The organism is Rickettsia endosymbiont of Orchestes rusci (genome assembly GCF_964030945.1).
Taxonomy (GTDB): domain Bacteria; phylum Pseudomonadota; class Alphaproteobacteria; order Rickettsiales; family Rickettsiaceae; genus Rickettsia.
The window spans coordinates 210,619-224,344 of sequence record NZ_CAXIQG010000001.1 but is presented as its reverse complement, the minus strand read 5'-3'; the positions used below and the strand labels follow the sequence as shown (position 1 = coordinate 224,344).

The following is a 13,726-nucleotide window of genomic DNA, read 5'->3' as shown; positions in this document are numbered from 1 at the left end:
AAATATGGTCATCCACGTAACAATAGGGCGTTGTTGCATGGCTCATAATTTACTGTATTATGGTTATTACAAGTACGGTGTCATACCGTGGCTTGACCCACTACTGTACGAACGTTGAAAAAAGGCTGTGTCATGCCATGACTTGATCACGGCATCCAGGAAAATAAAGCCATATTAGACTTATTTTAGAATCTTTTTACGATATTATAAGCTGGATTCCGTGGTCGTAGCCACGGAATGACAGAATTTTTACCTCTTTATTTAAACGTTCGTACACTAGTGGGCTTGACCACGGTATCCAGTCTTGTCGTCATCCTGAATTTATTTCAGGATGTATTATAGAGATGCTGAAATAAATTCAGCATGACTTTTTGTTTTGGGATGCCGTGGTCAAGCAACTAGATGACACCGAAACACTTTGCAAAAAGAGCCGTGCAACAACGCCTAACAATAGACCTTCTTAAATTAATACAAAAACAATTTATTAGAGCTTTTATTGATATTTTTGTTATTATTCGCATTTTGATAGTGAGTATTAGTATCTATTGATTTTAAATACTTATTTATCGCTTGCGTAAATTCTTCAGTTTTATAACGGAAAAAATGATCTGCTCCGGTAACTATTTTATAATCAACTTTTATATGTGATTGTTGCTTAGATAATTTATTTGCTAATTTACGCACTTCCTCAACCGATACGATACTATCATTATCGCCTTGTAAGATAAAGCCGGGGATAGGACACGGCGATAGAAAAGAAAAATCATATTTATTTACCGGCGGCGAGATAGCAATAAAATTATTGATTTCAGGACGACGCATTACCAACTGCATAGCTATCCATGCACCGAATGAAAACCCTAATATTAAATTAATACCGCTATTAGGGTTATTTTGCTGAAGCCAATCAAGGGCGGTTGCCGCATCTATTACCTCACCTACACCATTGTCAAATTTACCTTGAGAACGCCCTACTCCTCTGAAATTAATTCGCAGTACCGTAAAACCGTTATCGGCTAAAATTCTATATGAGTTGTAAACTATTTTATTATTCATAGTTCCCTCATATAACGGGTGAGGATGCAGAACTAACGCAAGGGGAGCATATTGTAAAGCAGATTTTGTATAAACTCCTTCAATTCGTCCGACAGGACCGTTAAAATAAATTTGCGGCATATGATTTATAATAAATTTTTATAGGTTAAAACATAACATACTAACTAATGCGGATCAAGAAAAGTAAATAAGCATAATTAATTTGATGTTATTCCGGCAACGGTCTTGTTGCATGGCTCGATCTTACCCCGTCATTGCAAGGAGGTCTTGTTGCGTAGCTCAAATTTTCGATGTCATTCTAGCTAAAGGCGGGAATCCAGTCTTGTCATGCTGAACTTGTTTCAGCATCTCATTAATAGATCCTAAAATAAATTCAGGATGACTATAATTTTCTAGATTCCCGCCTTTAGCTAGAATGACATACTACTACTTTTATCGAACCATGCAACAAAGCCGGTATATACTGCTGTGAAATGAAAAATTGATAGACGAAGATCAACTTCAAAAAGAGCAAGGAGTCTAAAGCCCTCGGAGTGCAGCGTACAGCTTAGTACGTGAGTACAGGAATCCTCGATAAAATGAAAGAGCAATTCTTGAAAGCAAAAGAGTAAGGCAATTTTTGAAGTTCTATCTGAGTATATCATGTCATCGCAATTGTCATAACCGATATCGAACTAGCACCCGCTCGGCGTAAAATTTTAGCGCATTCATCAATAGTGGTACCGGTAGTTATTACATCATCGACTAATAAAATTTTTTGTTTGGTAATTTTGTGTTTTTTATTAAATTTAATACTCTTTTTGATGTTATTCATCCTTTGCTTTTTAGATAAAAATGTTTGTGATTTCGTCCATTTTGCTTTGATTAATATGTCGGCTTTTATATTCTTATCGGTTATTTTGGCAATTTCCTGAGCTAAAATATGAGCGGGATTATACATTCGCAGTAACCTCTTAAACCTATTCATCGGCACCGGTACGATTAAATCGATATCGGCAATTTCTTTGCCGTATCTATTGTATAACAGCTTTGCGAAAGTCTTGGCAAATACGGTTTTATCTTGATATTTAAATTGATGGATTATTTTTTTACTATATTCATTAAATTTAAGCAAGCTGCGCGCTAAATCATAATTCGGTTTGTTGTTATAACAACGAGTACAGCAAAAATTATCTAAAATCGCTATTGCAAGTTTACGACCGCATAATTGGCAATACGGTTTAGCAATAAAATCAAGCTTACCCCAGCAGCTAGCGCAAAATTCTCCTTTACTATTTAGTATTTCTGAACATGATAAGCATCTCGGCGGTAAAATATAATTTATTAAATAATTATAAAATTTTGTTACAGCGTCATTCAGAAAGCTTGATACAAGCGAATTTTTCGACATTCGCCTGTACTCACGTACTTTAGTACGCTGCGCAGGCTTGTCCTCAAATTCATCTTGTCTAAAGCTTTCTGAATTTAGCTCTACCGTCAAATTAACCTCGTGATGATTCATTTTGTTTTTTATGAGAAGCATTAATAGGAGTAACAATAGGTGAAGAGATATTCGGTTTATATGCCGTAACGTTGCCGTGTGTTAAGCTCTCTTGCATATGATGCGCTTGTTCTTTTACTTTTTCTTTAGTTACTTCAACCGATTTAGCTGATTCAGCTTTTACTATAGGGGGACTCACCTCAGTATTTTTTGATTTTTCTTTATCCGAGCTATATAATTCTTTTAAATCACCAAATTGCGATTCAACAAAATAGCCCGCTCCGGCTTTTACTGCCGATTTAACTTTTTCATAATTAGTTTTTTCAGGCGGAGGTAAAAATTCCTGCCTTTCTGCTACTTTTGCTCTTGTTACATTAAAATGCTCTCTTAACTGTCCCTCACTTAATTGATCAATTTTAGGGGTTGTAGTTAAAAACTCTTCTAATGCTTTGGTATCTATTTTTGCTTGCCTTTCTTTTTCAAGTAAGTCTTTCGTATTTTCATAATTTCCTATCGATGCTTTTAAATTATTTATTTGATTTTTTTTGGCGTTGTGTTGCTCCATACGTACTAATTTGTTATCAGCTTCACCTATTATATTAACTCCTCCACCAATAACACCTGCCGCCAAACCGGCTATGATACCACCTGCAGAGCTTGCTTGTGCAACTAAAGCTGTTACTTCTAAAACATTATCTCGTACTGCTTTTAAAATCTCTTTAGTTCTCGTTGTATTTAATTTTTCAGGTTCAGCTTTTTCTTGATAAATTTTAGGTAACTTAGTATCTAGAAAATTTTTAAGTGCAGGGCTATCTTTTGCTTTATCTTTTTGAGTACTAACTACTAAATCTACTTGCTTTACATAATTAGCTTTAATATTTTCTAAGGTTTCTTTCTTCCTATCTAAGTGTTTATCCGCTCTTACTTCTAGAGTTTCTTTTCCGACATTATAAGCAACGGCTGATAAAGAAAGTGCCGCAAGACCAAGCCCGACAGGAGTGGGGTTAAGAGCTAACGATACCATGACACCGCCAATTCTAGCCGTACGTTTTACCGCTTTACTACCTAACGTTTTATATGTTTTTTCTAGTACATTTGCTGCAGTTTCAGCACCGGGCATCGTTCTGATTTTATTTAATGCCTTATCAGCTAAACTAGGGCTTCGTGGACCTTTTTCTTTAATTTTTGCACCTTGCTGAAGCTTATCAATCGGATCATAAGCTTTTGCCACTTTTGCTCCTACATTAATTGCTGCATCTGCTATATGAGTAGGATCATGGGTAACGGCAACTTTACTGATCCCCTTTACTATTTCAACTGCTACCCCGCCCGCAGCAAGTGCAGCACGACCGGCTCTAGCACCGAAAAGTGCTTTGTCCTCTTTCAGCGTTCTTTTTTCTATTGGTTTATTATTTTGCGATTGCCGTTCTTTTTGCGGTTCAGGATTGGGCCTCGTTATTCCTTCCGGTGTATTAATTGATGATTTAGTGCTTAAATTTTCTTTACTCATACATATCTCATAAAATTACGTTCTATGTTATTTCTGCGTGGACACCAAATCGTCATTGCGAGGAAAATTACATAGTAATTGACGAAGCAATCTCAGGATATTTGATGAGATTGCCACGCAGCCTACAGCTGCTCGCAATGACGATTCTTAAGCCATGTAAAACTGCTCACCGCTCTCCCATCGCATAACTAGTAATTAAATTTTTAATAGGTCTAAAGTTATTTATCGCCTTAAACCCTATTTGTCTTAAACATCTTAAATTTTTTGAATAATTTGAAAAAATATTATTTAGCTCATCAGTAATTTTATACATAATAAAATTATCGTCTTGCCTTAATTTCTGATATTGCCGCAAGGTTTCTTCTTTTATTCCCGTAATATTTATCAGTTTTGTTAAGGCTTCTATATCTTTTATACCCTGATTAAGACCTTGACCGGCGAGCGGATGGATAATATGAGCGCTATCGGCAATCAGCACTATCCGGTTGTGGAAATACCTATTTGCTAAACGAGCCTTTAAAGGAAAAGCTGAAATTTCACTATCAATAGTAATTTTGCCTAAAGACTTACCGCAATTTCTTTGCACTAAATATGTAAATTCTTCAGCAGATAAATTTTGCAGCAAAGACGCTTGCGTAAGCTCTGTAGACCATATTACCGAAGAGCTATTTTGATCTCTTAACGGCAAAAGAGCAAAAGGACCGAGCGGCAGAAAATGCTCCATGGCGCAATTATCATGCTTTACTTCATGTTTAATATTAAAGGTAAGTGCCGTTTGATAAGATGCTTCTACTTCCTCACTAAAATAATATGAGCGAACTTTCGAGTGATATCCGTCACAGACTATTAGTAAATTACAAGTGATTTTCTTATTATTATCTAGTGTTATAACACAGTGATCGGGGTTGCTTTCTACTTTTTTATATTCACATTCATCGATTAGATTAATAAAAGAACTCTCTTTTATTTTTGTCACTAAAGCTTTTTTAAACTCACTATTTTTTACTACATATCCAAGAGGAGCTGCTAGCTCGTTGATGTCATTCCCGCGAAAGCGGGAATCTAGTTCGTCATGCTGAACTTGTTTCAGCATCTTATTGTTAGTATATCCTGAAATAAATTCAGGATGACTGGAAGCCTTTTCCAGATTCCCGCCTTCGCGGGAATGACATCGTAGCTTATTTCTCAAATGCAATATCTCCGGTGCTTTATTATCAACTACATACACATCTTGCATTTCAGCCGCTAAATTTTCCAGCTCTGACCATATTTCAAGATTATTTAAAAAATTTTGAGAGTAGGGAGTTATTGCTGTACTTCTTATGTCGCTATAGAAATTAGCTGCCGTAATAGATTTACTTTCAATAATAGTAGTTTTAATACCGACTTTTGCCATCGATAGTGCCGTAAGCATGCCACTTAAGCCGCTTCCCAGTATTATAACGTGTGCTATATCTTTGACCATGTTTAAGTCTGTTTAGATTGATGTAAAAAATATTTTAAATAAGCATTACTTGCTATAAAGCTTAAGAAAAGATAAATAAGTGCGATATCTAAATAAGAGCTATTTCTTAGATACGATCCGCAAAAACAAATTAATAACGTCATAATGCTTGTAAAGCTATTTAATATTAACAGCTGAGTAAAAGCATCTATTGCCTTAATGAAAAGGTAAGTCATTAAGCAAATAAATAGGAAAAGAATAATTAAACAAATATTAAGCATGACAACCATTGTGTATTTTATAGTGTTGATGCCCTAAACGTCATTGCGAGCGACTGAAGGCATTGTTGCGTGGATACCTGCAACGTCATTGCGAGCCGCTGCAAGCGGCGTGGCAATCCAGAAAATAATAATTTTCATAGCATTTTTTGCTGTTTTTTTTCCTGGATTGCCACGTCGGCATAAATGCCTCCTCGCAATGACGTTTATGGTATCCATGTGGGAATGACATCAAATCTTTACATTACCATAATCGATTATAATATTGCAAACTTCAATAAATTTATAATTAAAGCTTAGTTATTTTTTAAGAAGGTTGATTATTTGTTCATTCTACAATAAAATCCTGTCAAATTTAAATCTATAAAACTATGCACAGCACGGATGTTATAATAATCGGCACGGGACCGGTTGGATTATTTACTATTTTTCAAGCCGGCATATTAGGTATGAAATGTCATATTATCGACTCTCAAGAAATAATAGGAGGGCAATGTATTACTCTTTACCCTGAAAAACCTATATATGATATACCTGCTCACCCTAAAATTATGGGGGAAGAACTAATAAAACAACTAGAGTTACAAGCTGCACCCTTTAAGCCTACATATCACCTTAACCAGCAAGCTATAGAGTTAAAACAGCAAGACGGAATTTTTGAGGTTAAAACTTCAAAAAATGTTACTATCAAAGGTAAGATTATTATCATTGCCGCCGGTGCCGGTTCCTTCGGAGCGAATAAACCACCTTTAGCAAATATTGAAGAATTTGAAAATAAATCGGTATTTTATTTTGTAAATAACCGCAATAGCTTTAAGGATAAAGAAATAGTAATAGCCGGTGGCGGCGATTCGGCCGTTGACTGGGCTATTTCGCTTTCCGAGATCACTAGGAAAATATATTTAGTACATAGGCGTGATAAATTCAGGGCAGCAAGTGAAAGTTTGCGACAACTAAAAAATATAGCAGATAGCGGTAAAATTGAGTTAGTTATCGGCTATCAACTAGATGCTTTACAAGGAAATAACGGCATACTTGAAAAGGTCTGCGTAAAAGATTTGCATGGTAATACTCGTTTATTAACCGCTAATATTTTATTACCGTTTTTTGGCCTTAAACAGGAACTCGGACCTATTGCTAAGTGGGGGCTAAATGTTAGACTTCATCATATTGAAGTAGAACCTCCTTATTTCCAAACTAATATTGCCGGCATTTATGCGATCGGCGATATAGCAAGTTACCTCGGAAAGCTGAAATTAATTCTTACCGGTTTTGCCGAAGCTGCAAGCAGTCTTCACCATGCTTATAGCAAAGTATTTGACGGCAAAGCTTTGCATTTTGAGTATTCTACTACTAAATTTTCGGCGAAAGAGTAAAAAAAGTAGAAGGGGAAATACCTAAAAACCGATGTCATTCCCGCGCAGGCGGGGCGTTGTTGCATGGCTCGAATTTTCGATGTCATTCCCGCGTAGGCGGGAATCCGGGCATTTCTTTGTCATGCTGAACTTGTTTCAGCATCTCTTGAAAAAGATCCTGAAATAAATTCAGGATGACTTAAAAAGTATTTTTCTGGATTCCCGCCCGCGCGGGAATGACATCGAGAACGCTTTACCTATCCACGTAACAATGCTCTAGCTAGGTATGACCTCAAAAACTTGATTACATAGCTATATTTCTAATAAAGCAATAAAACCTATAAATGAGTAAGAAAATAGTGAATAACATAATTGACGGGAAGTATTTAGCCAACAAAATATTAGCCGAATTAAAATTAGAAATTGAGGCAATTAAAAACAATCTAGGTATTTCTCCAAAGCTCGCTATTATAATGGTAGGCGATAACGCCGCAAGTAATATATACGTACAAAACAAAGTAAGAAGCTCGACTAAAATAGGGGTGGATACCCTACAATTAAAATTGCCGGAAACAATACCGACAAGTGAGCTAATAGAACAAATTAATCAATTAAACGATGACCCTAAAATTTCGGGGATTATCGTGCAATTACCGCTGCCGACTAATATAGACAAAGAAAGTATTTTATCGGGGGTTGCGCCTCATAAAGATGTGGACGGCTTCCATCCTTTAAATGTCGGTTATTTACATAGCGGATTAAATAAGGGATTCGTTCCTTGCACCGCTCTTGGTTGCCTTGAAGTAATTAAAAAATATGAGAAACATTTACCGGGCAAAAATGCGGTGATTATAGGACGCTCAAATATCGTCGGTAAGCCACTCGCCGCTTTACTGTTAAAAGAAAATTGCAGCCTCACTATTTGCCACTCTAAAACACAAAATTTAAGTTCTATAACTTCTAAAGCCGACATAGTAATATCTGCTATAGGCTCACCTTTGCAATTAACGGCGAAATATTTTAATTCAAGTGCATTGGTAATTGATGTAGGAATTACTAGATTATCTAATAATAAGATTGTCGGCGATGTTGATTTTGAACATGTCGTAAATAAAGTAAAATATATCACTCCCGTCCCCGGTGGAATCGGTCCTATGACTATTGCTTTTTTACTAAAGAATACCGTAAAAGCAATGAAGCAGCAGCTTAATTTAGAGTAATTTTATAAATGATTATCCTCTTCATAAAAATGAAATTTATTTAATCTTTTATTACCGATTGGTTATAATTAATAGCATTAAGGTTACTTTGAACTATCAAATATTTCATAATTAGCAGTTTAACCTTAAGAAAAAAATATATTTCTAAAAAAGATGAGCATTATACACTAAAAATACGTTTGTACAAGGAGTTTTGTGGTAAAATTTCTCCTATATTTTCATGAATAAATAATTAAGATAAGTATCTCTTGGCAGCATATAAGCAATTATGTTATAATACTGCATAAGTAAATTTAAAGGTTATCACTAAAAAGAATAAAACTAATTAAATTTGAGAGTAATATTTATATTATGCATTCAAACATCCCTAAAAATAGCGAAGTGGACGCTTATTCTTATATAAAAAATGAATTAGAAAAGCTAGGTTGGATTGTTAAAAATCCTGCTAGAGTTCCGAATGGAGAAGTATATAAACAAAATGAATCACTCTCTAATTTAGAGATTAAAAATGTTTTAATAAGAGACATGCCTGAAGCTATTATCAAGCTTAATGAGTGTGATTTATGGGTTATCGAAAGTAAAAGAGATAAAAAAGATATTGATAAGGCGTTAGATGAGGCTAAAAATCAATATGCTCAAAAAATCAATAAAAGTACTAAAATCAGATGTATTATTGCAACCGGTATTGCGGGTAATGATACTGACGGATATACGGTAATAAATCAATATCTACATAATAATAAATGGGATACGGTTTTATTTAATGGAAAAGATAAAAACACTTTATTATCAAAGGAGCAAGTTAATTATCTATTAATAAATAAAACCCCTAATTGGCTAGAATTTCCAGATTTTCCGGAAGAAAAATATTTAAGCTCAGCTGAAAATATAAACAAAATATTGCATAATGCCGGAGTTAATAAAAATAAAAGAGCTAGGTTTATTGCCGGTTTAATTTTATCTTTATCCTTAAATGAAGAAATTAATTTAAGGACAGATAATACAACAACACTTGTAAAAAATATAAATAATTTAATAGAACAAAAGTTAAACGAAGTTAATAAACAACATTTTTTTGATTTCATTAAGTTAGAGGTGCCACCTAGTAAAGAAAATCATATTAAGTATAGAAGAGCTATCATTGAGGTGTTAAAAGAGCTGCAAACATTAGATATTAAAAATGCAATGGCATCCGGCAATGATATTTTAGGCAAATTTTATGAAAAGTTTTTAAAATATGGAAACGGTGCTAAAGAAATAGGAATTGTATTAACTCCTAGACATATTGCTCAATTTGCCACGGAAGTTTTAGATATTAAATATAGTGATTATATTTTTGACCCTGCTTGTGGAACCGGTGGTTTTCTGGTAGCTGCTTTTGATTATGTTAAAAGTAATTCTAATGTAAGTCAAATAGATACATTCAAGAATTATAATATATTTGGCATAGAACAGGATGATGAGGTTGTAGCTCTTGCACTTGTTAATATGATTTTTAGAGGTGACGGCAGAAACAATATCAGTGAAGGTAATTGTTTTCAAAAGAATATATTAAAAATAAATACAGGCCTATATACAAGTGGTAAATATGAAAAAAGGAATGGTAATCAAAATGACAATCCTTTAATTACAAAAGTCTTAATGAATCCTCCTTTCGCATTAAAAAAGGGAGATGAAAAAGAAAGTCATTTTATTGATTATGCTTTATCTCAAATGCAAGATGGAGGAATGTTATTTGTTATTATTCCAATTTCAGTGATGATTGAAGCTTCTCTTAAGAATTGGAGAAAAGAATTATTAAAAAATAATACTCTTTTATCAGTTGTAACTTTTCCTCAAGATTTATTTAATCCATCGGCAAGTGTAGGAACAATTGGTGTTTTTGTAAAAAAAGGTATTCCTCATAATTTTGATAGCCAAAAAGTATTTTTTGTTAGAATAACTTATGACGGTTACAAAATGAAAAAGGGGAAAAGAATTAAAAACTCTAAAGTTCCTGATATGACATTAGAGTTAAAAGCATTTATGATTAATCAAAATCTTAATTTTAAAGATATTCCAGAAGTTAAAAAAATATGTTTATTAGATAAAAACGATAAAAATATAGAATTAGTACCAGAAAACTATATTGATGGTAAAATTCCAACTTTAGAAGAAATCCAAAATGGAATTGAAGATTTAATCAAAAGTTGTGCTTGCTATATTATTAAAAATAAATAGGTAACATGCTCAACATAGACAATTTATTTCATATAGAGAATGCTAAATCCAAAGGATTTGAACATTACGAAGAAGGAAATATCCCATTTATTACAAATGGCGATTATGAGAATTCGATTGTTGGATTTGTTACACCATTAGAAAAAGATAAAATTTTTGATAGAGCATGTATTTGTATATCATCTTTTTGTGAAGCAACAATTCAAAAACCACCTTTTTTACCTAGAGGTAACGGTGGTAGTGGTTTAGTTGTTTTAGTACCAAAAATACCTATGAAAGAGGAAGAAATTTATTTTTATGCATCTCAAATCAATATGATTAAATGGAAATTTAGCTTTTCAAGAATGTTAATTGGTCGGAGGATTCAAAATTTAAAATTTGTAAAATATGAACCGCTTAAGTTTAAAATTAAAGATACATTAAAAAATTTAGTTCCCGAGGTAAAATTAAAAGATAAAATCCAAGAAAATAAAAATATTCAACTTATAAAGGTTCATATGTTATGTTATGTTGAGAAAAAAACATCATTACCTCAGAATATTTTAAATTTACAAGGTAATGTCCCGTATGTAACTACAACCTCATTAAATAATGGTGTGTCTCAATTTACAGATGAAGAGCCAAATTTTAAAAGTAAATGCCTGTCTATTGCAATGAATGGAAGCGTAGGAGAGGTATTTTTTCAAATTGATGATTTTATTACAAGCGGAGATAATGCTGTATTAACATTAAAAGATGAATATAATCCATATTTATTATTATATATAGCCGTATTACTTAAAAATCATCAATGGCGATATAATTACTCTAGGAAATTAAGTCTGAATAAATTAAAAAATCTTGAATTAGCTATTCCGATAAAAAATGAAAAAATAGATTTAAATTATATTAAAAGCATAGTGATTAATTCGTATGGCTTTGATTTATTAAAACAGTATTTATTTTAATTCCATACTTTAACTTAAATTTACATGCTGCTAGTACTTACCTAACATATAAGCATTCGTAGCTCAGCTGGATAGAGCATTGCCCTCCGAAGGCAAAGGTCGTTGGTTCAAATCCAATCGAATGCACCATTCGACATTTTCGGACAAATTCACAAACATATCGGACTAGAGAACGCAGCACAAAGTCTAGCTTTCGCCCGGTTAACTTTATTATTGGGATAGCCAATTTTATTAATCGGTTTTTTTTCTTAATTCTTACTGTCCGCTAAACTGTTATAATTCATTCCCCATAAGGTAATGGCTTTGCTGCATGGCTCGAATTTTCGATGTCATTCTAGCTAAAGGCGGAGCGTTATTGCATGGCTACCGGAATCGTCATTGCGAGCGACTGGAGGCGTTGTTGCGTGGATCAAAAACTCTACGTCATTGCTAGGAGGCATTTATGCCGACGCGGCAATCAAGTATAAACATATTTTTATACTAAACTTGTTTAGTATTCTAATTAAATCCCTCATTACATTCGGGATAGCCTGGATTGCCGCAGCCACTTCGTGGCTTCGCAATGACGGTGTTTTTTTATAAGGATTTCGAGCCATGCAACAAAACCGCATTTGCGCGGAGCGCGGCAATCTAGAAAATAATAGTCATCCTGAATTTATTTCAGGATCTTTTTATATTAGATGCGGCAAACTTGTTCAGCATGACAAGGAGTCGTTTTAGCTGCTTTAACGCTAGCCTCTTCCAAGCGACCTTAGAGATTCCTTACCGATTTATTTATTTTTAAAATCTTTAATTCATATCTGCTATAGTCCTTACAACCCACGCTTCTTCCACCATTCGCCTGTCCAAAATTCAGCTGGTACTTTACTTCTCTCTTCTCCAATTGGATCAGTAATATTATATTCATTCTCTAAAATATCATACCATTCATCTGAAAGTTCTTTTGGTAAATTAGTATCACACCATGGGCAATATTGTATAGCATAATCCATTAAGGTATTGACAAGTAGCATAAAATAAGTAAATCTATGTGCGAAAAAGGAAAGAGATGGTCCGAGCATATCCATACGAACTAAGAACAAAAGCATTAGAGTTAATAGATAAAGTTAAGTCAGTAAGTAAAGTTAAGGAGTTATTAAATATATCTAGGCAAACATTATACAAATGGCAAGCTATTCAAAAGAAAGAAGGAGATATTCAGCCGAGAGTAGGCTATCAAAAAGGTCATAATAAAAAGCTAACAAATATGCCGGAGTTTAAGGAATTTATAGATAATAATGCCGATAAAAGCCTAAAAGAATTAGCAAAAATATCAAATAAATGGTCAGCAACGACAATTTGGCGAGGTATAAAAGCACTAGGATATAGTTATAAAAAAAACTTTTACGCACCCCAAAAGGGACGATGGAGCAAGGAATGATTTTATAGCTAGAATCAAAACTATTTCAAAAGAAGATTTAGTGTTTATGGATGAATCCGGAATAGAAGATAATGCATGCTTGGAGTACGGTTATAGCCTAAAAGGTAAAAGATATTACGATAAGAAAATTTACCAACATAAAACAAGAGTAAGTATGATAGCAGGGCTTTGCAATGGTAAAATAATAGCTCCAATAGTTTTTGAAGGGACTTGTGATACACTAATTTTTAAGAGTTATGTTGAAGATTTTTTGATCAAAGAATTAAAACAAGGTCAAGTGGTTGTTATGGATAATATTAATTTCCATAAGAATTCCAAGGTCAAAGAGCTAATAGAATCTGTAGGTTGTAGTATTTTATTTTTACCTACTTACTCTCCTGATTTAAATCCAATTGAGCATTATTGGTTTAAATTAAAAAATCAAATTAGAAAAACTGCAAAAGACTTCGAACATTTTTTTGATGCTGTTTGTTATAATCTGTCCATATCTTAATGGATTATGCTGTATATAACAACCTATGTCTTTTCCATGCACGGTCATATATTCCCGATGAGGTGGGTAATATTCAATAATTGTTTCTTCGGTCCTAGTATCATAAAGGGATATAAACCTACCATCTTTTTTACTAGGAAAATTTTGACAACAAAATTTCATCTTATTATTTTTTTTACTATTCTATTTACAACCATATCACCTATTCTATAAAAAGTCTGGATTCCGCACCTAAAGCACTACTGTACGAACGTTGAAAAAAGGCTGTGTCATGCCGTGACTTGATCACGGCATCCAGGAAAA

The 13,726-nt window shown here is 33.6% G+C and carries 14 protein-coding genes, 1 tRNA gene and 1 pseudogene; 8 read left to right on the top strand and 8 right to left on the bottom strand.

Translation table 11 applies throughout. From position 1 onward, the window contains the following. Positions 1-465: 465 nt before the first annotated feature. The 6 genes and pseudogenes from AAHM91_RS01170 to AAHM91_RS01145 all read right to left on the bottom strand — a co-directional run bounded on the left by AAHM91_RS01170 (position 466) and on the right by AAHM91_RS01145 (position 5,987). Entirely contained in the window at positions 466-1,176 is a 711-nt protein-coding gene (locus AAHM91_RS01170; protein ID WP_342269596.1) for an alpha/beta hydrolase, read from the bottom strand. 520 nt (positions 1,177-1,696) lie between these two features. Continuing rightward, entirely contained in the window at positions 1,697-2,536 is an 840-nt protein-coding gene (locus AAHM91_RS01165) for a palindromic element RPE3 domain-containing protein (protein WP_342269595.1), read from the bottom strand. 889 nt (positions 2,537-3,425) lie between these two features. Then, positions 3,426-3,656: pseudogene (locus AAHM91_RS01160) on the bottom strand (hypothetical protein); the annotation flags it as partial. Between the two features lie 556 nt (positions 3,657-4,212). Further along, a complete protein-coding gene (locus tag AAHM91_RS01155; RefSeq protein WP_342269594.1) occupies positions 4,213-5,511 on the bottom strand; it encodes an FAD-dependent monooxygenase in 1,299 nt (432 codons plus the stop codon). Positions 5,512-5,513: 2 nt separating this feature from the next. Further along, complete coding sequence (locus AAHM91_RS01150; RefSeq protein WP_342269593.1) at positions 5,514-5,771, bottom strand: monovalent cation/H+ antiporter complex subunit F; 258 nt, start codon at positions 5,769-5,771, stop codon at positions 5,514-5,516. 33 nt (positions 5,772-5,804) lie between these two features. Continuing rightward, the gene (locus AAHM91_RS01145) at positions 5,805-5,987 is read right to left on the bottom strand and encodes a hypothetical protein (protein WP_342269592.1); all 183 of its coding nucleotides are present in this window, start codon (positions 5,985-5,987) and stop codon (positions 5,805-5,807) included. A gap of 152 nt (positions 5,988-6,139) precedes the next feature. On the opposite strand from AAHM91_RS01145, the gene AAHM91_RS01140 reads away from it, so the two are divergent. From AAHM91_RS01140 to AAHM91_RS01115, 6 genes are all read left to right on the top strand, one after another. After that, on the top strand, positions 6,140-7,144 hold the full coding sequence (locus AAHM91_RS01140; protein WP_342269591.1) for an NAD(P)/FAD-dependent oxidoreductase: 1,005 nt from the start codon (positions 6,140-6,142) through the stop codon (positions 7,142-7,144). Between the two features lie 338 nt (positions 7,145-7,482). Continuing rightward, positions 7,483-8,343, top strand: a complete 861-nt coding sequence (locus AAHM91_RS01135; protein ID WP_342269625.1) for a tetrahydrofolate dehydrogenase/cyclohydrolase catalytic domain-containing protein — start codon at positions 7,483-7,485, stop codon at positions 8,341-8,343. Between the two features lie 351 nt (positions 8,344-8,694). After that, positions 8,695-10,563, top strand: a complete 1,869-nt coding sequence (locus AAHM91_RS01130) for an HsdM family class I SAM-dependent methyltransferase (RefSeq protein WP_342269590.1) — start codon at positions 8,695-8,697, stop codon at positions 10,561-10,563. Between the two features lie 5 nt (positions 10,564-10,568). Beyond that, complete coding sequence (locus tag AAHM91_RS01125; protein ID WP_341792826.1) at positions 10,569-11,510, top strand: restriction endonuclease subunit S; 942 nt, start codon at positions 10,569-10,571, stop codon at positions 11,508-11,510. 52 nt (positions 11,511-11,562) lie between these two features. Beyond that, a tRNA-Arg gene (locus AAHM91_RS01120) sits at positions 11,563-11,639 on the top strand. A 181-nt stretch (positions 11,640-11,820) separates the two neighbouring features. Continuing rightward, complete coding sequence (locus tag AAHM91_RS01115; protein ID WP_342269589.1) at positions 11,821-11,943, top strand: hypothetical protein; 123 nt, start codon at positions 11,821-11,823, stop codon at positions 11,941-11,943. 7 nt (positions 11,944-11,950) lie between these two features. On the opposite strand, the gene AAHM91_RS01110 is transcribed toward AAHM91_RS01115, so the two are convergent. Further along, on the bottom strand, positions 11,951-12,106 hold the full coding sequence (locus tag AAHM91_RS01110) for a hypothetical protein (protein WP_341792828.1): 156 nt from the start codon (positions 12,104-12,106) through the stop codon (positions 11,951-11,953). Here AAHM91_RS01110 and AAHM91_RS01105 point away from each other — a divergent pair. After that, positions 12,105-12,230, top strand: coding sequence for a hypothetical protein (locus tag AAHM91_RS01105; RefSeq protein ID WP_341792829.1), 126 nt, complete (start codon positions 12,105-12,107; stop codon positions 12,228-12,230). The two genes, AAHM91_RS01110 and AAHM91_RS01105, sit on opposite strands and share 2 nt — an antisense overlap. A gap of 92 nt (positions 12,231-12,322) precedes the next feature. On the opposite strand, the gene AAHM91_RS01100 is transcribed toward AAHM91_RS01105, so the two are convergent. Further along, positions 12,323-12,571 carry a DUF6980 family protein gene (locus AAHM91_RS01100; RefSeq protein ID WP_410526150.1) on the bottom strand — a complete coding sequence of 83 codons (249 nt, stop codon included), beginning with the start codon at positions 12,569-12,571 and terminating at the stop codon, positions 12,323-12,325. Between AAHM91_RS01100 and AAHM91_RS01095 the strand changes: the two genes are divergently transcribed. After that, positions 12,559-13,423 (top strand): IS630 family transposase gene (locus AAHM91_RS01095; protein ID WP_342269478.1). Its coding sequence is split into 2 segments (ribosomal slippage): positions 12,559-12,882 and positions 12,884-13,423, totalling 864 coding nucleotides; the frame shifts between segments, so codons are not numbered across the junction. The genes AAHM91_RS01100 and AAHM91_RS01095 overlap by 13 nt on opposite strands. The last annotated feature ends 303 nt before the right edge of the window (positions 13,424-13,726 follow it).